We start from the raw sequence: 20,425 nt of genomic DNA, 5'->3' as shown, positions 1-20,425 counted from the left end.
CGTTGACACGCGGTCGGTCCCTTCGCAAGGTCCGCGCAAACGGACGGGGGTGGCATGACGAAAACGGTAGCGATTGTGGGGGCGGGCATCGTCGGGGTGTCCACGGCGGTCTGGCTGCAGCGCGAAGGGCACCGCGTGGTGCTGATCGACCAGCGCGGTCCGGGGGAGGGCACCAGCCACGGCAACGGCGGGGTGCTGGCCTCTGCCTCCGTCGTGCCGGTGCCGGTGCCCGGTCTGTGGAAGATGGCGCCCCGGATGTTGTTCGATCCACGCCAGCCGCTGTTCCTGAAGTGGGGCTACCTGCCGCGCCTCATGCCCTGGCTGCTGCGCTACATGCGTCACGCCACGGTCGAAGGGGTGGCCAGCCGTGCGCGTGCCATCGCGCCGATCATCGGGGACAGCCTGAACGACCATCTCGCTTTGGCAGAAGGCACCGGGGCGGAGCGGTTCGTCGTGCCCTCCGACTATCTCTACGTCTACCCGACCCGCCGCCAGTTCGAGGCGGATGCCGCCTACTGGCAGGTGCGCCGCGAGGCGGGCTGGGACTGGGACGTGCTGGAGGACGAGGATTTCACCGCCTACGACCCCTGCTTCGGTCCGGACCTGCGCTGTGCCGTCCGGCTGGGCGGTCACGGGCGGATCAGCGATCCCGGCGCCTATGTGAAGGCTTTGGCCGCCCACGTCGAACGCCAGGGCGGCCAGATCCTGAAAGCGGAGGTCAGCGATGTGGTGCGCGACGGCCCGCGCGTCATCGGTCTGCGCGTGGGCGGCGAGACCCTGACCTGCGACGCCGTGGTACTGGCGGCGGGCGCGTGGTCGACCAAGCTGGCAGCGAAGCTGGGCGCAAAGGTCCCGCTGGAAAGCGAACGGGGATATCACCTCGAGCTGTGGGAGCCGTCGGTGATGCCCAAGGCGCCGGTCATGGTCGCCTCGGGCAAGTTCGTGGCGACGCCGATGGACGGGCGGCTGCGGCTGGCGGGGATCGTCGAATTCGGCGGACTGGAGGCCGAGCCCTCCCGCGCGCCCTTTGCCCTGCTCGAAGACAATATTCGCCGCGCCATCCCCGGCATCACCTGGAAGGAAAAGGTCGAATGGATGGGGCACCGCCCCTCGATGGCCGATTCCCTGCCGGTGATCGGCGCCTTCCCGGACGCGCCCGGTGCCTATGCGGGGTTCGGTCACGATCATGTCGGTTTGACGGGCGGACCGAAGACCGGGCGGCTTCTTGCGCAGGTGATCTCTGGCCGAATGCCCAACATAGACCTTGCACCCTATTCGCCGGGGCGGTTTCAATGAGTTCATAAAACAAGACAGGGAGTTCTACCGATGACCAAGATGCGCACCATCCTGGCTGCCACGGCCGTCAGCGCCGTTGCCTCGACCGGGGCCATTGCCGAAACATGGGACATGCCGCTGGCCTATGCCGCCACCAATTTCCATTCCGAGAACGCCGCCGAGTTCGGCCAATGCGTGACCGATGGCACGGGCGGCGAGATCGAGATCGTGACCCATCCGTCCGGCTCGCTCTTCCCAGGCGACCAGATCAAGCGCGCGGTGCAGACCGGCCAGGTGCCCATCGGCGAGCGCCTGCTGTCGAGCCACCAGAACGAGGATCCGATCTTCGGCTTCGATTCCGTGCCCTTCCTCGCCACCTCCTTCGATGCGTCCGAGAAGCTGTGGGAAGCCGCCAAGGGTCCGCTGGAGGAGGTGCTCGCAGAGCAGAACCTGGTCCTGCTGTACTCCGTCCCGTGGCCGCCGCAGGGGCTCTATTTCCGTGACGAGGTCAATTCCGTCGCCGACATGGAGGGCGTGAAGTTCCGCTCCTACAACAGCGCCACCGCGCGGCTGGCGGAACTGACCGGCATGCTGCCGGTGCAGATCGAGGCGGCAGAAATCTCGCAGGCCTTCGCGACCGGCGTGGCGGACAGCATGGTGTCGTCCGGGGCCACCGGCTACGACCGCAAGGTGTGGGAGTCGCTCAACTATTTCTACGAGGTCGACGCCTGGCTGCCGCGCAACTACGTGATCGTCAACGCCGACACCTGGTCGGGCGTCTCTGATGCGAACAAGAAGGTAATCCAGGACTGTGCTGCCACGGCAGAGGCGGAGGGGCTCGAGAAGTCCAAGGGCTACACGCAGTTCACCATGGACGGCCTGCGCGAGGGCGGCATGACCGTGGCGCCGGCCTCCGACACGCTGAAGGCCGAGCTGCAGGAAATCGGCGCGACCATGACCTCCGACTGGCTGGAAGAGGCCGGCGATCAGGGCGCGGCCATCGTCGACGCCTTCAAGGCCATGCAGTAAGCAGACCCCGCGCGGTCCGGACACTCTCCGGGCCGCGCCCATTGCCGACCGTTCCCCTCATCCTTGAAGGAGACCGCCCGTGGCTGCGCTCCGCCGCCTGCTCGACCTCATTTACCGCCTGTCCGGGGTGGCCGCGGCGCTGTGCCTCGTGACGATCCTTGTCCTGATCGTGCTGCAGATGCTGGCGCGCTGGACCGGCGAAGTCTTTCCCGGCGTGCCGCAATACGCCGGGTATTTCATGGCCGCGGCCTCCTTCCTCGCCTTCGGCAATGCACTGAACCAGGGCAGCCACATCCGCGTGTCGCTGGTCCTGAACGCGCTGCCGGAGGGCGCGCGGCGCTGGCTCGACATCTGGTGCTTTGCCATCGGCACGGCGGTGGCGTGGTACGTGGTCTACTACGGCTACCGCTTCGTCTACTGGTCGTGGAAGTTCAACGAGGTCAGCCAGGGCCAGGACCGCACCGCGCTGTGGATCCCGCAAAGCGTCGTGCTGGTAGGGGCGGTGATCTTTGCCGTCGCCCTGACCGACAACCTTCTGTCGCTGATCTTCGGCGGCAAGTCCCGGATCGTGCAGGATCGCATGGATCAGAGCTTCGGAGAGTGACATGGAGAACATCTCGATCATCCTGCTGTTCCTCTTCGTGCTGTTCACCCTCCTCGGATCGGGCGTCTGGGTCGGCCTTGCGCTGATGGGCGTGGCCTGGGTGGGGATGGAGCTGTTCACCACCCGCCCTGTGGGCGACACCATGATGACGACGATCTGGGCCGCGTCCTCGTCATGGACCCTCACCGCCCTGCCGCTGTTCATCTGGATGGGCGAGATCCTCTATCGTACACGATTGTCGGAAGACATGTTCCGCGGTCTGTCGCCCTGGATGAAGGGGCTGCCGGGCGGGCTGGTGCACACCAACATCGTCGGCTGCACGGTCTTCGCGGCGGTCTCCGGTTCCTCGGCGGCGACTTTGACCACGGTCGGCAAGATGTCGATCCCGGAACTGCGCAAGCGCAACTATCCGGAGAAGATGGTGATCGGCACGCTGGCGGGGGCCGCGACGCTGGGCCTGATGATCCCGCCCTCGCTGACCCTGATCGTCTACGGCGTGACGATCAACGAATCGATCTCCAAGCTGTTCTTTGCAGGCATCCTGCCGGGGCTGGTGCTGGCGCTGATGTTCATGGCCTATGTCGCGGTCATGAGCCGGTTCTCGCGGGGCTGGAACCCGGACGCGGAGCCGGAGATGACCTTCCGCGAACGGCTCTGGAACTCGCGTTACCTTGCGCCGGTGATCTGCCTGATCGTGCTGGTGATCGGGTCGATGTACCTGGGCTTTGCCACCGCGACGGAGGCGGCGGCCTTCGGCGTGATCGGCAGCCTGGCACTGGCGGCACTGCAGGGGTCGCTGACTTGGAGGACTTTCACCGAAAGCCTGATGGGCGCCACCCGCACCTCTGCCATGATCGCGCTGATCCTCGCGGGCGCGGCCTTCCTGTCGCTGTCGATGGGCTTCACCGGCCTACCGCGCGGGCTGGCTGATCTGATCGCGGGCTGGGAGCTCAGCCGGTTCGAGCTGCTGATGGTGCTGCTGGTCTTCTACATCGTGCTGGGCATGTTCCTCGACGGGATCTCTTCGGTGGTGCTGACCATGGCGGTGGTGGAGCCGATGGTGCGGCAGGCGGGCATCGACCTGATCTGGTTCGGCATCTTCATCGTCGTGGTCGTCGAGATGGCGCAGATCACCCCGCCCATCGGCTTCAACCTGTTTGTCCTGCAGGGGATGACGCAGCACGAGATGGGGTTCATCGCCAAGGCGGCGTTCCCGATGTTCCTGATCATGGTGCTGATGGTCTTTGTCCTGATCGCCGTGCCGGAACTGGCGACATGGCTGCCGGACAACATCCGGTCGCGGCCCGGAGGCTAGGTGGCATTCCTCGAATGGCTTGGCCGGCAGGGACGCCTGATGCTGGTGGCGGGGCTGGTCGCCGGGCTGGCGTTTCCCGGCGCGGGCGCAATCTTTGCCCCGTGGCTGCCACACCTGATCGCCGTGATGCTGTTTTTCGGCGCCCTCCGTGTGGGGGCGACGGGCCGCGTCGGCGTGGCCGGACTGCGGGTCCGTGAGACGCTTGGCCTGATTGCGGTCTACCAGGTGGCGCTGCCACTGGCGCTGGCCGGGATCGCGGCTGTGCTGGGTATCATCGGGCATCCGGCGGTGCTGGCGCTGCTGCTGGTGACGGCGGCGCCCTCGGTCACCGGCAGCCCGAACCTTGCCGCCCTCGGCGGGGGAGACCCGGCCCCCGCCCTGCGCATGCTGGTGCTGGGCACGGCGCTCCTGCCGCTGACGGCGTGGATCGTCCTCTCCGTCCTGAAGATCGGCGGCGACCCCTGGGCGGTGACCATGGCGGTGGCCCGGCTGCTGGTGCTGATCCTCGGCGCCGGGGGCCTCGCCCTTCTGGCGCATCGCGTGGTGCCCGGCACGCCGCGTGCCATCTCGATCATGGACGGGCTGTCGGCGCTGGTGATGACGCTGATGGTACTGGGCCTGATGTCGCCCGCCGCCGACGCGTTGCGCCATGCGCCCGGCCGCTTTGCCCTGTGGCTGGGGGTCGCCGTGGCGGTGAACTTCGGGCTTCAGGGGGCGGCGGCGCTGGTGCTGCGCCGGTGGCCGATGGGAGAGCGCATGTCCCTGTCGGTCGTGGCGGGCAACCGCAACATCGCGCTCTACCTTCTGGCCCTCCCGCCCGAGACGATGGGCCCCGTCATGCTTTTCATCGGATGTTACCAGATCCCGATGTACCTGACGCCTTACGTTCTCGCCCGCGTGGGACGTGGTTAATAGTTTGTAATTTAGAGACATTCCTCCCGGTATAGAGAGATCGTTTCCACTTTTGCATCAACGTGCCGCCAAACGCACGACCGAGTGGGACGATCATGCCTGTATTGACGACACCCGACGCCGCGACCGGCTCTGCCGCGCACCCGGCCCTTTTCGGCGGCAATGTCCTTGCCCCCCGCGCCCACATGATGGGGCCGGGCAGTTACGCGGAGGCGATCGAACAACTGGGTGTCACCGGCTTGCGATACCCGGGCGGTTCGCTGACGGAAAAGATGTTCAGCCTGCGCGATCCGGACGCGGCCCGGGTATTCTCGCCCGACCTCGGGAGGGAAGTGGATTTCATCCCGCTCTCCGGCATCATGGACTACGCCGAGCAGACGGGACGCGACCTGACCATCGTGATCCCGACGCGCGACCAGTTGTCGGACACGGCGCTGGACATCAACGGCGACCGGATGCCCGCCATCGACCGCGACGTGCTGACCGGCTTCGTGCGCGACGTGGTCGGCGGGGAATACGGCGATGCCCGCGTCGCCGCCTTCGAGATCGGCAACGAATACTGGGGCTCGGGCGAGATGAACGCCGCCGAATACGGGCGGCTGGCCGCCGGCATGGCGCAGATCATCGACCGCACGCTGAACGACCTCGCGCAGACCGACCCGGATGCAGCGGAAGTCGGCGTGCTGGTGCAGGTGGGCACCAACTTCGGCCATTCCGACCTGTCCGACGATTATGCGGGCATGGCCCCGGCGGACGTGGTGGCAGAGGTGAATGCCGCCTATGGCCTGTCGCTGGACGAGAGCGTGATCTACCCGAACGGCGACATCGACTGGACGGAGATCAACAATGAGATCCTCCTGTCGCATTTCGACGACGACGCCATGGCCGCGACAGACGGGGTGATCGCCCACGTCTATTCACGCGCGCCGGTGGTCGAGCATTCGCGCTGGTACCAGCTTGAACAGATCGAGGAGCACTGGCAGTCCATCGACCCGGAACTGGAGATCCATGTCACCGAGTGGAACCAGAAGTCCAACACGAACGCCTTCGAGGACACCCGCGACTACGGGCTCTGGCAGGCGCAGGAGATGCTGGAACAGGTCGAGGAATTCATGCGGATGGACGTGGCCTCGGCGCAGGTCTGGCCGCTGATCCAGAACACACCGACCGCGCTGGCGCTGGGGCGGGAGTTCGACGAGACCACCCCGCCGGGAGAGATGTTCTCCATGCTGTCGGAGAACCTGCCGGGGATGCGGATGCTGGATTTCGCCCCGCAGGACGAGCGGGGCACGGAGATGCACACCACCGAGATGGACGTGCACGCCTTTGCCGACGGGCAGGACATGCTGTTCTACTTTACCTCGAACCTGCAGCGGGGTCTGGTCGACAGCGAGGTCGACATCTCGAACCTGGTGGAAGGCTTCGGCGAGATGGAAATCACCGTGCTGGGTGTCGCCCGGGGCGACGGTCCCGGCAACACGCAAAGCCGCGCCACGGTAGAGCATCCTGACCCGGACGACCTTCATGTCGACGGCTTGATCGAGACCCTGCTGGCGCCCGGAGAGATCATGCAGGTGCGGCTGACCGACGTGGTGCCCACCGACGATTTCGCCGACGTCTTCGCCCAGACGGGCAGCCCGCGTGTGTCCTCCGACGCTGTCGCGGTGCCCGCGGACGACACCGACGACCCGGACGACACCGACGATCCGGACGGCGAAGCGGATGACGGCGCCTCCGGCGACCGGGACGGGCAGGGGCTGATGGATGCGCTCGCCGACGGCGCGCATGCGCCGTCCGACGGCGGGGGTGCATCCCCGGACAGTGACGAAGAGGATGAAGGTGAGGGCGGCAGCGACATGGGTGGCCTCTGGCTGGCCGGGCTGCTGCCGCTGCTGTTCCTGCTGGGCTAGCGTTCAAGCGTCGATGGGTTCGATCAGCTCCGGTCCGGAGGCACGGTTGGAGTTCACTTCGCGCGCGACCCGATGGAAGGCCAGCGCATCCTCGGGGGCGGGCTGCATGAGGCTGGCCGCGCCGTGTCCGTCCTCGCCCAGCCACTTGCCCCAGTCGTCCTGGGCCAGCACCACGGGCATCCGGTGGTGGATGCGCGACATCGACCCGTTCGCGCCGCAGGTGACGATAGCGACGGTGCGGAAGGACAGGTCGTCGCGCGCCCAGTCCTGCCAGACCCCGGCAAAGACCAACGGGCCGTCGTCCGCCGGATGGATGTACCAGGGCAGCCGGTTGCCCTCCTCATCCTTCGTCCATTCGTAGAAGCCGGTCGCGGGGACAAGGCAGCGGCGTTCGCGGCAGGCAGCGCGGAAGGCGGGCTTTTCCGCGATGGTTTCGGCCCGCGCGTTGATCAGCAGCGGCCCGTCGTTCGGCTTCTTGTACCAGTGCGGGATGAAACCCCAGCGCATGGCGACCAGCCTGCGCCCCTCGTCGCTCATGACGACATGCACCTGGTTCGTCGGGCAGACGTTGAAGTTCGGCACATCGGGCAGGTCGTTCGACGGCACGGCCGCGAAAAGCTGCGCCATGGCGTCGGGGGGCAGGGTGACGGCGAAACGACCGCACATGGCGTATCCTCCGGGGGCAGATCCTTGCCGGATGATCTATCGCGCGCCGCCGGAAATCAAACCGTCAGAGCCCGAAGCCGCTGTAATGCAGCAGCCCCCAGTCCGTCAGCTCCCGGTGCACCTTGCCCCAGAGAGCGCCGAAGCGCAGCGGGTCCAGCCCGGCGCCGGCGGCAATGCGCGACAGCGGCGTGCGCCCGTCTGCGGCGGCGATCAGCGGTGCGGCCTCGGGCGGGAGGGCGAGCTTGTCCTTGACGCCATCGACCTCCACCGGCGGGGTCTGACCGCGTGCCACGGCCTGCGCCAGTTGCCGGTGCGGCAGTTGCAGGCGCGGCACCAGTGAAGCGCGGCCGGGTTTTGGAAGAGGGCGGTCCTCGTCGGCGGGCACAAGGTAGCCCACATGCTTGCGGATCGTGCCGCGCAGCTTCTCTGCCACGGCCATGGCGGTGTCCGAGTCCATCCCCGCCGGGACCTCCGCAATGCGCGACAGGTCGTAGAGGGCGGGCGTGACGAAGCCCTGCAGGCGCCAGCCGGTCGTGGCGCAGGTGTCCAGCAGGCGCGCCACGTCGAAGGGCGTATCGGTGCTGTGCAGGAGCAGGTCGTAGAAGCCCGCGTCGCTTTGTTCGTGGTCCATCAGCAGCGGGTTCGACGCGAAGGGGTGGCCCTTCGGCAGCGCGGCGACGATCTCCTTCGCGCGGGCGAGGCGCTGCTCTGGCGGCAGACCGTCCAGCAGTGCGCCGAACGCCTCCTGCAGGGGATAGACCCCGGATCGGCCGTAGGGCGCATAGACCATGAAACCCATGCCGCCCCCCGGTGCCAGCGCGCCCCGCAGCGCGGCAAAGCCGTCCTCCGGGCGGGGCAGGTGGTGCAGCACGCCGCAGCAGTCGATGTAGTCGAAGGGCCCGAAGTCCCCGGCGTCGAGCAGGCTGCCGGTGTGGAAGGTGATGCCCGTGAGGCCGCGCACCTTGGCCCGTGCCTCGGCGATCCCGCGCGAGGCGGTGGAGAGGTCGAGGTAGGTGATCTCGTAGGGTGCACCGGCCTTTGTCATCAGCGTGGCCAGCTGGATCAGCGCGTCGCCCGTGCCGCCGCCGGCCACCAGCACGCGCAGCGGCTGCGACCAGTCGCGCGCGCCGCCGAACAGGTGGTGGTCGATTTCGGTGGGCCTTGAGGGGGAGCCGGTGATCAGGCGCGTGCGCTCGTCCTCCGGGTCTCGGGCGGGGTAGGGATAGACCTCGTACTGTTCCTTGACCGTGACCATGCCTTGCCCTCCGACTGCCGCAGTGTCCTGCCCGATCGCGCCCGCGATGGCCAGCCCTAGCGGCGCCTGGCGATCTCCAGCCGGGTTTCCAGCAGGGCCATGTCGCGCATGATCCGTTGCCGTTCGGTCCGGTCGCCGGTCTCGCGCAGTTCCTCGCGGAGGCGGGCCAGTTCCTTCGAGACGGAGACCGCCTCAGGCACGGCGCCGTTTTCCTTCATGATCCGGTTGAGGACGGCGTTCTCCGGATCGTCGCAGGGCGGCAGGGGTTTGCCCGCGCCCGGCAGGTTGTCGAACGCGCCTTCCGCCTCGGCCGCGCGGATCTTTGCAGAGATGAGGTCGATCAGGGGATGGTCCATGATCCCAACATAAACCGTGACCTGCGCGTTGCCCAGATCTCTGGAACGCAGCGTCACCGGGTGTTTTCCCCGACGTCCACTGCTCTTGCGCGATGCACCAGGGAAGGCCAAGACTGGAGGTGAGGACTAGGGGAGGAGAATGCGCTCATGGGCTACGCCACCATGGACGACCGCAACGCCATCGAATCGCAGGGCGCCTGGCACGATCTGGGGCTGCCGAAGACGGTCTGGGCCCAGCTTTGCCGGACGGCGGACAAGTTCCCGCAGCGCCCGGCGGTCAGCTACCAGCTTTTGTCGGGACCGAAGGACAAGGCCGAGACGATGACCTGGGCCGAGGTGCGGGACCGCACCGCACAGGCCGCGAACCTGTTCCGCAGCCTCGGCATCGAGGAGACGGACGTGATCGCCTACGTCCTGCCGAACTGCAACGAGGCGGTTTCGACCCTGCTGGGTGGCATGGTGGCGGGCATCGTGAACCCGGTGAACCCGCTTCTGGAGCCGGAGCAGATCGGCGCCATCCTGCGCGAGACCGGCGCCAAGGTGGTGGTGACGCTGAAGCCCTTCCCGAAGACCGACGTGCCGCAGAAGGTGCAGGAGGCCGTGCGCCATGCGCCCAACGTGCACACGGTGCTGGAGGTCGACCTCAACCGCTACCTGACGCCGCCGAAGAAGTGGATCGTGCCGCTGATCCGTCCGAAGATGCCGGGCACGCGGCACGCGGACTACAAGTGCTTCCGCGCGGAGATGAAGAAGCAGCCCAAGACGCTGACACTCGAGGACGGCGGCAAGGACCGGGTGGCGGCCTACTTCCACACCGGCGGCACCACGGGCATGCCGAAGGTGGCGCAGCACCTCTATTCGGGGATGATCTACAACGGCTGGCTTGGCGACACTCTGCTGTTCACCGAGGAAGACAGCGTGATGTGCCCTCTGCCGCTGTTCCACGTCTTCGCGTGCCACGTCATCCTGATGGCGATGGTCTGCTCGGGGGCGCATGTCGTGTTCCCGACGCCCGCCGGCTATCGCGGCGAAGGTGTGATGGACAACTTCTGGAAGCTCTGCGAGCGCTGGAAGACCACGTTCGTGATCACCGTCCCGACCGCCGTCTCGGCGCTGATGCAGCGCAAGGTGGATGCGGACATCTCGTCGATCAAGACGGCGTTCTCCGGCTCTGCCCCGATGCCGCTGGAGCTGTTCAAGCGGTTCGAGAGCGCCTGCGGCGTGACGATCTGCGAAGGCTACGGGCTGACGGAGGCGACCTGCCTCGTGTCGGTCAACCCGCCCGAGGGCGAGAAGAAGGTCGGCTCCGTCGGCATTCCCTTCCCCTACACCGACGTGAAGATAACGAAGGTGCGCGACGGCCAGCCGGTGATCTGCGGCACGGACGAGATCGGCGAGATCTGCGTGTCGAACCCGGGCGTCTACGCCGGGAAGACCTACACGGAAGAGCCCAAGAACGTCGACCTGTTCCACTGGGGCACGCACCTGCGCACCGGCGACCTGGGGCGGCTGGACGCGGACGGCTACCTGTGGATCACCGGGCGGGCGAAGGACCTGATCATCCGGGGCGGCCACAACATCGACCCCGCCGAGATCGAGGAGGCGCTGCTGGCGCACCCGGCGGTGGCCTTTGCCGGGGCCATCGGCCAGCCGGACGCGCATTCGGGCGAACTGCCCTGCGCCTTCGTGGAACTGGTCGCCGGTGCAACCGTGACCGAGGAAGAGCTGCTGGAACATGCGAAGGTGCACGTCCACGAACGCGCCGCGCATCCCAAGCACATGACCATCCTCGACGAACTGCCCAAGACGGCGGTCGGCAAGGTCTTCAAGCCCGACCTGCGCAAGCTGGCGATCACGCGCGTCTACAACGGCGCGCTGGAAAAGGCCGGTGTTGCTGCGCGGGTCGAGAAGGTCGTCGACGACAAGTCGCGCGGGCTGGTGGCGCAGGTGGCGCCGAACGGCAACACCGAGGCCGAGGTCGGCGCGGTGCTGGGCGGCTTCACCCGTCCGTGGGAATGGGTCGAGGAGGACGTGGCGGCGGAGTGAGGCGCGCCGCTTCCTGCGGTTCCTCTGCGTGCAGATGACGGACCCAGCAAGGGTCTGTCACGCCGCTTGGGTGTCGTCGTGGCGCACGATGGGGTCGATGGGCGCCAGCGGCAGGGCCAGCGCCTCTTCCAGGCGGCGGGCAACCTGAAGCAGCCGCGCCTCGCCGCGCGGCGGGCCGATCAGTTGCAGCCCGACCGGCAGGCCGCCGGAGGTCGACCCCACCGGCAGCGACAGCGCGGGCAGGCCGCATGTGGACGCGAGGAAGGCGAAGCTGAGCCAGTCGAGGTAATCGCGGCAGGGCTGACCGGCGACTTCGGTGGGATACTCGACCTCTGACGGCAGCGGGGCCAGCCCGGTGACGGGACAGGCCAGCACGTCGAACCTGCCGAACAGCCCGCGCATCTGCGCGTAAAGCCGCGACCGGGTCACGTTTGCCCTGGCGATGTCGTCGACGGTCAACGTGCCGCCGGTGCGGATGTTCTCGGCCAGCGTCGGTTTGAAGTGCTGCGAGATGCGCTTTGGCCGGACCTGATGCGACGTCCACATGCCGAGCGCGCGGAAGGTGCGGAAGGCGTGGTCGAGACCGCGGGTGTCCGGCTGATGCTCCTCCACCGCGACATCGGGGGCCTGAACCCGCGCGACGGCCCGGGCGAGGATCTGCGCCATGTCGGACGTGACGGGGGCGAGCCCGCCGAGGTCCGGCGAGAAGGCGATACGGACATGGCCCGGCGCTGCGAGGCAGGCGCCCAGGTAGCTGTCCGTCGAGGGCGGATGCGAAAGGGGGGAAACCGGGTCGAAGCCCGTCATCGCGTCGAGGAAGAGCGCCACGTCCGCCACGTTCCGGGCCATGGGACCGTCGACACCGAAGGCGTCGAAAGCGTCCGCCCCGGCAGCCGAGGCGACCAGTCCCGGCGATGGCCTCAGCCCCACGACACCGCAATAGCTGGCCGGGGTGCGGAGCGAGCCGCCGAGGTCGGAGCCCTGGCTCAGCCAGACTTCGCCGGTGGCAAGGCCCGCCGCAGCCCCGCCCGACGATCCGCCGGGGTTCATGCGCGTGTCCCACGGGTTGCGGGTGGCGCCGAAGACGGCGTTGAAGGTGTTGGCGCCTGCGCCCATTTCCGGGGTGTTGGTCTTGCCGATCACCACCGCGCCGCGCGCCTCCATGCGCAGGACCATCGGATCGGAGGCCTTTGGCACGTTGTCGGCGAGCGCCGGGGTGCCGTAGGTGGTGCGCACGCCCGCGACATCGGTCAGGTCCTTGATGCCGACGGGCAGGCCCGCCAGCAGGCTGTCGCGGTCAGGCTGTGCGTCACGGGCGCGGTCGCCGCAGGTGGTGACCATGGCGTTGATCGCGGGAGAGGTCTGCGCGATGCGGTTCAGGCTGGCGTCGATCAGTTCGGCGGTGGAGACCTGACCCGATTTCAGCAGGGCCACCACGTCGCGCGCCGTCAGGCGGCAGAGGTCGGGTCCGGTGAAGCCCGCCGTCTCAGCAGTCGGCATCGGGCGCTGCGCAGAACATCTCGTAGAGCAGAGCGATCACGCGCGAGGTGTTCTCGTTCGCGAGGCTGTAGTAGATCGTCTTGCCCTCGCGCCGGGTGACCACCAGCCCCTCTTCGCGCAGGCGGGCGAGCATCTGGCTGACCGCGGCCTGACGGATGCCCAGGAGTTCTTCCAGCTCGCCGACGGATTTCTCGCCCCCGCCCAGATGGCAGAGGATCATCAGGCGGCCTTCATGCGCCAGCGTCTTGAGGAACGCAGAGGCGTTGCGGGCGTTGGCTTCCATTTCTTCCGGCGGCGCCGGGGGGGCTTTCTGGTCCATGGTCAGGTCCTGGGTCCGGTCTCGGGACTGTATAGCCGGGTGATTCGGAAAATGCGAGATTACTCGTCATGGGCGGGCGCGCCACCCTGGAATCGGTTGCCTTCCGCATAGTTGCAGGGCTCATCCTGCATCTGGAGATGCAGATCGTTGCCGGTGTAGGGATGGGCGCGGGCAAGGTCCTCGTCCACCTCGATGCCGAGCCCGGGGGCGGTGGGCGCTGCGACAAAGCCGTTTTCCTCCCGGATCGATCCCTTGATCAGCCGGTGGTGGAAATCGGTCTCGATGGTTTCGGCGATCAGCAGGTTGGGGATGCAGGCGGCGAGCTGGATGTTGGCGGCCCATTCGACCGGACCGGCATAGAGGTGGGGGGCCATCTCGGCATTGAACGACTCCGCCAGCGCGGCCAGCTTGCGCGCCTCCCAGAGACCGCCGACGCGGCCAAGCGCCGGTTGCAGGATCTTTGCCCCGCCGGTGCGCAGGAGGGTGGCGAATTCCGACCGGGTGGTCATGCGCTCGCCGGTGGCGATGGGGATGCGGACCTGGCTTGCGACCTGGGCGAACTCGAGCAGGTTGTCGGGCGGGATCGGTTCCTCGTACCACAGGGGATTGTAAGGCTCGATCGCCTGCCCGAGCCGGATGGCGCCCGCCGTGGTGAACTGCCCGTGCGTGCCGAAGAGCAGGTCCGCCCGGTCGCCCACCGCCTCGCGCACGTGGCTGCAGAAGGCCACGGAACGGGTGATGTCGGACATCGCGGGCTGGTGACCGCCGCGCATGGTGTAGGGGCCGGCGGGGTCGAACTTCACCGCGGTAAACCCGCGCGCGACGCAGTCGGCGGCGGCCTCGGCGGCCTGGTCGGGCGCGGTCCAGAAGTCGGCGAGGTTATGCTGCGCCAGCGGGTAGAGGTAGGTGTAGGCGCGGATGCGTTCGTTCATCAGCCCGCCCATCAGCGCCCAGACCGGGCGCCCGCGCGCCTTGCCGAGGATGTCCCAGCAGGCGATCTCGAGCCCCGAGAAGGCGCCCATGACGGTGAGGTCGGGGCGCTGGGTGAAGCCCGAGGAATAGGCGCGGCGGAACATGCGTTCGATGTTCTCGGCGGACTCGCCCTCGACGTAGCGCTTGAAGACATCCTCGATCACCGCGGTCATGGCCTTGGGACCCACCGAGGCGGCGTAGCATTCGCCCCATCCGGTGATGCCGTCGCCGGTGGTGAGCTTGACGAGGATCCAGTAGCGGCCCCCCCAGCCGGGGTGCGGCGGGGCGGTGACGATGATGTCGAGGTCCTTGAGGATCATGGGCTGTGCTCCTGCATGGTTTCGGGCCGCGTTCCGCGACCCGACCGGCCGGGAGAGGCGCTGCCTCCCCCGGACCCCCTCCGAGGTATTTCTGCCAAGATGAAGGGGCGGGGCGGCGTGACCTGTGTGGGGTCAGGTGTCGAAGAGGATGACGTTGCGGCGGGCGCCGCCGGTCTTGGTGTCGGCGATGGCCTCGTTGATCTGGTCGAGGGACCAGCGCCCGGAGACCAGTTCGTCGAGCTTGAGGCGGCCCTGGCGGTAGAGGTCGGCCATCCAGGGGATGTCGCGGCGGATCACCACGTCGCCCATCTTGGAGCCGATCATCTGCTGGCCGGTGTAGGCGGGGACGACGGGTTCGTACTGAGCCATGGCGCCGGTATGGGGCATGCCGACCATGACCAAGCGTCCGCCCCAGCCGAGGTAGCGCATCGCCTGTTCGTAGGCCGGGATGGCGCCGACGGTCACGGCGACCACGTCGGCGCCCTTTCCGAGGGCCTTCAACGCGGCTTTCCACGGGGCCTTCGACGTGCCCAGCACGGCATCGGTGGCGCCGAATTCGCGGGCGATCTCCAGCTTGGCCTCCGACATGTCGACGGCGACGATGCGGCGGGCGCCGGCGATGCGGGCGCCCTGGATGGCGTTCAGGCCGACGCCGCCGGCGCCGATCACCACCACGTCCTCTCCGGCGCGCAGGCGGCCGGCGTTGACCACCGCGCCGATGCCGGTGATGACGCCGCAGGCCAGGAGGCAGACGCCCTCGGCGGGCAGGGTTTCGGGGAGCGGCACGACCTGGCTCTGATCCACGACGACGCGCTCGGCGAAGGCGCCGCAGTTCATCGCCTGCACGACCGGGGTGCCGTCGGGGCGGGACAGGGGCGAGGGGCGTCCGCCCTGGTTTTCGCAGATCGTCGGCTTGCCCGAGTTGCAGTTCACGCAGGCCCCGCAGGAACGGATCAACGTGACCACGACCCGGTCGCCTTCGGAGAGGCCCTTCACGCCATCGCCGAGCGCGGTGATGCGGCCGGAGGCCTCGTGGCCGTAGACGGCCGGAAGGTCGCCGCCCCATGCGCCGTCGGCGTAGGAGATGTCGGAATGGCAGATGGCGACCGCCTCCAGCGTGACCTCGATCTCGCCGGTTCCGGGGGCGCGCAGATCGAGGTCCTCGATCGTCAGAGGCGCGTTGAAGGCGGTGCAGACCGCCGCGCGGATGCGTGTCATCCCAGTCTCCCTGTTTTCCCGGAGGGTTCACCGCCTCGTCCCGGGGTTCAAGCCGGAAAACGACATGGGGGCGGCAGAAGGGCGAATGAGGCCGGGGTTTTCAGGCGACCGCGTGTCTGGGCGCGCGGGTGAGGAACAGCGTCAGCGCCACGACGATCAGCCCGAGCGACACGAGGAACGGCGCACCGGGGAAGGGATCGGCCCGTTCCGGCGCCGTGAAGGCGGCGAAGACGGAGGTCATCATGATCGGCGAGACGGCGGCGGCCAGCGCGGCGGTTGAGGTCAGCAGGCCCTGCAGCGCCCCCTGCCGGTCGTCGCCGAGGCTCTGGCTCATCATGCCCTGCATCGCCGGGCCGAAGGTGCCGCCGAGTGCCGCGAGCGGGATCAGCGCCAGCACCGTGCGGGTGTTGTCGAGGAAGGGGATCAGCGCGTAGGCGATGGCGGCGCACAGGAGGCCGAAGACCACCGTCCCCGATTCTCCGAACCGCCTGAGCAGGAGCCGGATCACCCCCGCCTGCACGAAGGCGAAGGACAGGCCGAAGGCGCCGAGGGTGGTGCCGATGATCGCGCTGGACCAGCCGAACTGCGCATGGCCGAAGAACGCCCAGACGGAAGGATAGACCGCGAAGGCCACGTGGTAGAGGAACATGATCGCCAGCCCGCGGCGGATGCCCGGCACGCGCGTCATGATGAGGAAGGCGCTGAACGGGTTGGCTTCACGCAGGCGGAAGCGGCGGCGGTTCTCGGGCTTGATGGTCTCGGGGAAGGCGAGCAGGCCGAGGATCGTGTTAAGCGCGGCCAGCACGGCGGCGGCCCAGAAGGGCGCGCGGGTCCCGAACTCTCCCAGAAGGCCGCCGATGGTGGGGCCGAGGACGAAGCCCAGTCCGAAGGCCGCGCCGATCAGCCCGAAGGCGGCGGAGCGTTTCTCCGGCGGGGAGAGGTCGGCCATGGCGGCGAAGGCGGTGGAATGCGTGGCGGAGGCGAAGCCGCCGATGATCCGGGCGATCAGCAGCACCACGAGGCTGTGGGTCATGCCCATCACCGCGTAGTCCACGACCATCAGCGCCAGCGTGCCCAGCAGGATGGGTTTGCGCCCGTAGGTGTCAGACAGCGCGCCCAGAAGCGGCGCAAACAGGAACTGCATCGCCGCGAAGACCGTGCCCAGGACCCCGCCCCAGAGCGCCGCGCCGGAGAGGCCGCGGCCGGAGACTTCCTCGATCAGGTCCGGCATGACCGGGAGGATCAGGCCGATGCCCATGGCGTCGATGGCCACGGTGATGAGGAGGAAGAGGACGGGCAGGCGCAAGGGTCAGATCGCCTTTGTCACGGCAGCGGCGAAGGCGCGGGCCTCGTCCGGGGCGGTCCCGAGCTGGCGGGTCGCGTCGAAGAGGTCCGCCGGCAGGTCGGGCCATTCCGCACGGGCCGCGTCGGTCAGCGGCGTGCCGGAGGTTTGGGCCGATTTGATGAGGTCCTTGACGGCGGCCTGCGCCTGTGGCCGGGGCATCCGGTCGGTCAGGGCGAAGGAGAGTGCCTCGGCGATCAGGAGGCCGCCGGTGGCGTCGAGCGTCGTCTGCATGGCGCTCGTGTCGGGAGAGAGTGTCTCTGACAAGTCTTGCATAAGTGTCAACGCGGCGGACGCTGCCAGCACCAGCTGCGGCAGGGTCAGCCATTCGGTGAACCACGTGGCGCCGTCGCGCTGCTGCCGGTGCAGGGCCGCGCCGTCCAGAGTGGCGGACAGGCCCTGCACGTGGCGGGCCAGCGCAACCATGGCGGAGGGCGCAACCGGGTTCTGTTTCTGCGGCATGGTGGATGAGGCCCCGGCACCGCCGAGGCGGACCTCGGATAGGCCGGACTGGGTGGCGAGAACGAGGTCCTCACCCATCTTGCCCGCGGCCAGCGCGGTGCGGGCGAACCACCCGGCGATGGTCAGCACGGGCGTGCGGTCGGTGTGCCAGGCGTGGCCGGGATCGTTCAGGCCCAGCTTTTCGGCCAGCGCGGCGCGCAGGGCCACGGGATCGGGGCCGAGGGCGGATGCGGTGCCTGCCGCGCCGGACAGGGACACGAAAAGCTGGGCGCGCACGCGGGGCAGGTCCTCGAGCGCGGTCAGCAGCGGCCAGCCCCATTGCGCGACCTGCGCGCCGAAGGCGGTGGGCGTCGCGTGCTGGCCGTAGGTGCGGGCGGCCATCGGCGTCTCGGCGTGATCGCCTGCAAGCTTTGCCAGCCCTTTCAGCGTGGCCTTCAGCCGGTCCTCCTGCAGCGCCAGCGCCTGCCTCAGCCGCAGCATCAGCCCGGTGTCCTGGATGTCCTGCGATGTCGCGCCCCAATGCAGGTACTGCGCATGCTCGGGGGCCATCATCGCCTCGCGGAAGGCGGCGACCAGTGCAGGTGTCATCACGCCGTTCTGCGCCGTGGCCTTGGCCAGCCCCACGGGATCGACCTGGCATTCGAGCGATGCGCGGTGGATCGCGGCGGCGGCGGTTTCGGGGATCACGCCCGTGGCGCCCTGCACCTGCGCCAGCGCGCCTTCGACCAGCATCATCGCCCGGACCTCGGCGCTGTCGGAGAACAGCCGCGCGGTTTCACCGGTCGGGAAAAGACCGGACAGGTGGGCGCTGTCGAAGGGCGTTGCGGGCATGTCGTGTTCCTTTGTCCTCCGTGCGCCGCAGGTTTGCGTGGCGGCATCCGAAGTCCGGGGTCTCTGTCACATTGCAACGATTTTGTGAAGCAGAGACGCAAGGTCCCCCGGCATGGAGAAGAACGGAGAGTGGGAGCTTTGCAACGAAAACACGTCTTCGGGGGCGAAGCGTTCGGCCATTTTGCGTTGGAAATCCGGGGGGATGGCGCGGTCTTCGGTGCAGATGATGTAGCTGCGCGGCAGGGCCTGCGACTTTTGCGACAGGGCGATGGCCGTGCCGGAGGCCGCGGTGGATTCGGCGCAGAGACGGGGCAGTGCGTAGGCGTCGGTGCCGGGCGGGCAGTCGTGGTAGAAGTTGCCGGTGCCCCCGGAGAGGTCGAAGGTGAAGCTGAGCTTGGTGTCCGAGAGGCGGATCAGCGGCACCAGCGGCTGTTCGTCCGCCTGCATCCGCATCTGTGCGAGGCTGTGCCCCGGCCAGGGCGTGTAGGCGCAGAGGTAGACGAGGCGCCGGATGTTGGCCGGGTCGATCTCGGCGGCCTGGGTGATGGAGTAGCCGCCCATGGAGTGGCCGACGACCACGGCGGGTTCGGTCAGCGCGTCGACGATGGCCTGGCCAAAGTCGTGGAGCGTGGTCTGCTCGATCGGGGTGGGGTCGTCGCCGTGGCCGGGCAGGTCGATGGCGCGGGCCTCGTGTCCCAGCGTCTCGAGCGCCGGGATCACGTCGCGCCAGCACCATGCGCCGTGGGCCGCGCCGTGGATCAGCAGGAAGCGGGCCATCAGGCGGATTGTCCCGTCATGCCGGTCATGCGCACTGGGCCTTCAGGAAATCGGTGAGGACGCGGGCGTATTCCTCGGGCTGTTCCACGCAGGGCAGATGACCGGCGTTACGGATCAGGTGCTTCTGGCTGCCGGGGATCAGGTCGGCGGTTTCGAACACCAGATCGGGCGGGGTGGAGCCGTCCTCGGATCCGGCGATGGCCAGCGTCGGCAGGCGCAACCCGCTGGTGGAACTCATGAAATCGGTGCCTGAGATGGCGGCGGCGCAGCCGGTCCAGCCCTCGGCCGGGGTGCGCAGGAACATGTTGCGCCAGGCGGGGAATTCGTCGGTCTGGTGGAAGGGCTTGGAGAACCAGCGGTCCATCGTGGGATCGACGATGTCGGCGAGGCCGGCCTTTTCGACATTGGCGATGCGTTCGGCCCACATGTCGCGCGTGCCGATCTTGGCGGCGGTGTTCGAGAGCACCATGGCGCGCACCAGATCGAGGCGCTTGGCGGCCAGTCCCTGTGCGATCATGCCGCCGATGGAGAGGCCCACGAAGATCGTGTCTTTCAGCCCGAGATGGTCCATCAGGCGTTCGGTGTCGGTGATCAGCGCGCCCATGGAATAAGGGCCCTTGGGCGTGTCGGAGAGGCCGTGGCCGCGCTTGTCGAAACGCAGGATTCGCAGGTTTCCGGGCAGCATCGGCAGGATCTCGTCCCAGAGCCGGAAGTCGGTGCCGAGCGAGTTGGCGAAGACGACGGGGGTGCCGTCCTCCGGGCCGGTCAGGGCATAGTGGATACGGGTGTCGCCGAGCTGGACTGTCTGCATTGGGGCCTCCTGTGTGCCCCCTGTTTAACCTTGGTTGACGACCTGCGGAAGGTGTTGCGGACAGGGGCGTGTGGCGGGTTAACGAGGCGTCCGGTGGCGCGGCGCTGGCCATATCTTGAGGTTGGCCGGGGCGCGGGCCACAAGCCGACGCCGGGCCGGAGGGACGTTAACCGGATGTTATGGGGCGAACCGGCCGGTTCGGGGGGCCTTTCCGGCCGGTTGGCAAGGTTGGTTAATTTCCGTTCACGGAGGGCGTTAAGGAAGGCGGGAAAGCGGGCTGCGACGGGGGGGCGACCCTGGAACGCCCGGTGGTCGGGCGGGGGCGAGGGGCATTCCCGTGCGTGCCCGTCGGTCGTGCGGTCGTGGCGGCTGCCTTCGGCGCCGGTCGCGTCGTGTTGCGGCGGGCAGCTTTCCGGGCGCCCCGACTGAAGCCCCTGCGGGCTTCAGCGGCCCACCCTCCAAGCCGCTGCCCGGCAGGGGCAGGGCGACGGCCGGGATCGGCGGG

The 20,425-nt window shown here is 68.3% G+C and carries 18 protein-coding genes; 7 read left to right on the top strand and 11 right to left on the bottom strand.

The features are described 5' to 3' along the window. The first annotated feature begins 54 nt into the window (after nucleotides 1-54). From CDO87_RS06080 to CDO87_RS06055, 6 genes are all read left to right on the top strand, one after another. On the top strand, nucleotides 55-1,296 hold the full coding sequence (locus CDO87_RS06080; protein WP_100927951.1) for an FAD-binding oxidoreductase: 1,242 nt from the start codon (nucleotides 55-57) through the stop codon (nucleotides 1,294-1,296). 30 nt (nucleotides 1,297-1,326) lie between these two features. Then, nucleotides 1,327-2,304, top strand: coding sequence for a TRAP transporter substrate-binding protein (locus CDO87_RS06075; protein ID WP_100927950.1), 978 nt, complete (start codon nucleotides 1,327-1,329; stop codon nucleotides 2,302-2,304). A 79-nt stretch (nucleotides 2,305-2,383) separates the two neighbouring features. Further along, nucleotides 2,384-2,908: a TRAP transporter small permease gene (locus tag CDO87_RS06070; RefSeq protein WP_100927949.1), complete on the top strand. Its 525-nt coding sequence runs from the start codon at nucleotides 2,384-2,386 to the stop codon at nucleotides 2,906-2,908. Nucleotide 2,909: 1 nt separating this feature from the next. Further along, nucleotides 2,910-4,223 carry a TRAP transporter large permease gene (locus CDO87_RS06065; RefSeq protein WP_100927948.1) on the top strand — a complete coding sequence of 438 codons (1,314 nt, stop codon included), beginning with the start codon at nucleotides 2,910-2,912 and terminating at the stop codon, nucleotides 4,221-4,223. Further along, on the top strand, nucleotides 4,224-5,135 hold the full coding sequence (locus tag CDO87_RS06060) for a hypothetical protein (RefSeq protein WP_254698354.1): 912 nt from the start codon (nucleotides 4,224-4,226) through the stop codon (nucleotides 5,133-5,135). It abuts the gene before it with no gap. Nucleotides 5,136-5,230: 95 nt separating this feature from the next. Beyond that, the gene (locus CDO87_RS06055) at nucleotides 5,231-7,045 is read left to right on the top strand and encodes a hypothetical protein (RefSeq protein ID WP_157814931.1); all 1,815 of its coding nucleotides are present in this window, start codon (nucleotides 5,231-5,233) and stop codon (nucleotides 7,043-7,045) included. A 3-nt stretch (nucleotides 7,046-7,048) separates the two neighbouring features. On the opposite strand, the gene CDO87_RS06050 is transcribed toward CDO87_RS06055, so the two are convergent. The 3 genes from CDO87_RS06050 to CDO87_RS06040 all read right to left on the bottom strand — a co-directional run bounded on the left by CDO87_RS06050 (nucleotide 7,049) and on the right by CDO87_RS06040 (nucleotide 9,322). After that, on the bottom strand, nucleotides 7,049-7,711 hold the full coding sequence (locus CDO87_RS06050) for an SOS response-associated peptidase (RefSeq protein WP_100927946.1): 663 nt from the start codon (nucleotides 7,709-7,711) through the stop codon (nucleotides 7,049-7,051). Nucleotides 7,712-7,775: 64 nt separating this feature from the next. Further along, on the bottom strand, nucleotides 7,776-8,966 hold the full coding sequence (locus CDO87_RS06045) for a bifunctional 2-polyprenyl-6-hydroxyphenol methylase/3-demethylubiquinol 3-O-methyltransferase UbiG (protein WP_100927945.1): 1,191 nt from the start codon (nucleotides 8,964-8,966) through the stop codon (nucleotides 7,776-7,778). A 56-nt stretch (nucleotides 8,967-9,022) separates the two neighbouring features. Further along, nucleotides 9,023-9,322 carry a DUF1992 domain-containing protein gene (locus tag CDO87_RS06040; RefSeq protein ID WP_100930853.1) on the bottom strand — a complete coding sequence of 100 codons (300 nt, stop codon included), beginning with the start codon at nucleotides 9,320-9,322 and terminating at the stop codon, nucleotides 9,023-9,025. A gap of 147 nt (nucleotides 9,323-9,469) precedes the next feature. Here CDO87_RS06040 and CDO87_RS06035 point away from each other — a divergent pair, with 147 nt between their 5' ends. Continuing rightward, a complete protein-coding gene (locus CDO87_RS06035) occupies nucleotides 9,470-11,368 on the top strand; it encodes an acyl-CoA synthetase (protein WP_100927944.1) in 1,899 nt (632 codons plus the stop codon). Nucleotides 11,369-11,425: 57 nt separating this feature from the next. Here the strand turns inward: CDO87_RS06035 and CDO87_RS06030 are convergent, their stop codons facing one another. From CDO87_RS06030 to pcaD, 8 genes are all read right to left on the bottom strand, one after another. Further along, on the bottom strand, nucleotides 11,426-12,868 hold the full coding sequence (locus CDO87_RS06030) for an amidase (protein WP_100927943.1): 1,443 nt from the start codon (nucleotides 12,866-12,868) through the stop codon (nucleotides 11,426-11,428). Then, a complete protein-coding gene (locus tag CDO87_RS06025; protein WP_100927942.1) occupies nucleotides 12,855-13,187 on the bottom strand; it encodes a helix-turn-helix transcriptional regulator in 333 nt (110 codons plus the stop codon). Before CDO87_RS06025 ends, CDO87_RS06030 begins: the two co-directional genes overlap by 14 nt. Nucleotides 13,188-13,246: 59 nt before the next feature. Beyond that, on the bottom strand, nucleotides 13,247-14,479 hold the full coding sequence (locus tag CDO87_RS06020) for a mandelate racemase/muconate lactonizing enzyme family protein (protein ID WP_100927941.1): 1,233 nt from the start codon (nucleotides 14,477-14,479) through the stop codon (nucleotides 13,247-13,249). A 132-nt stretch (nucleotides 14,480-14,611) separates the two neighbouring features. Continuing rightward, nucleotides 14,612-15,697, bottom strand: a complete 1,086-nt coding sequence (locus CDO87_RS06015; protein WP_100927940.1) for a Zn-dependent alcohol dehydrogenase — start codon at nucleotides 15,695-15,697, stop codon at nucleotides 14,612-14,614. 100 nt (nucleotides 15,698-15,797) lie between these two features. After that, nucleotides 15,798-17,003, bottom strand: coding sequence for a TCR/Tet family MFS transporter (locus CDO87_RS06010; RefSeq protein ID WP_100927939.1), 1,206 nt, complete (start codon nucleotides 17,001-17,003; stop codon nucleotides 15,798-15,800). A 3-nt stretch (nucleotides 17,004-17,006) separates the two neighbouring features. Further along, nucleotides 17,007-18,332 (bottom strand): adenylosuccinate lyase family protein, encoded by a 1,326-nt coding sequence (locus CDO87_RS06005; RefSeq protein WP_100927938.1) that lies wholly within the window; start codon nucleotides 18,330-18,332, stop codon nucleotides 17,007-17,009. 66 nt (nucleotides 18,333-18,398) lie between these two features. Continuing rightward, a complete protein-coding gene (locus tag CDO87_RS06000) occupies nucleotides 18,399-19,109 on the bottom strand; it encodes an alpha/beta fold hydrolase (protein ID WP_100927937.1) in 711 nt (236 codons plus the stop codon). Nucleotides 19,110-19,134: 25 nt separating this feature from the next. Next, nucleotides 19,135-19,920 (bottom strand): 3-oxoadipate enol-lactonase, encoded by a 786-nt coding sequence (gene pcaD, locus CDO87_RS05995; protein ID WP_100927936.1) that lies wholly within the window; start codon nucleotides 19,918-19,920, stop codon nucleotides 19,135-19,137. Between the last annotated feature and the right edge of the window lie 505 nt (nucleotides 19,921-20,425).

The sequence above is a fragment of the Sagittula sp. P11 genome (assembly GCF_002814095.1).
In the GTDB taxonomy this organism is placed as follows: Bacteria; Pseudomonadota; Alphaproteobacteria; order Rhodobacterales; family Rhodobacteraceae; genus Sagittula.
The sequence above is the reverse complement of the archived record's forward strand: the minus strand, read 5'-3'. Positions and strand labels throughout refer to the sequence as shown.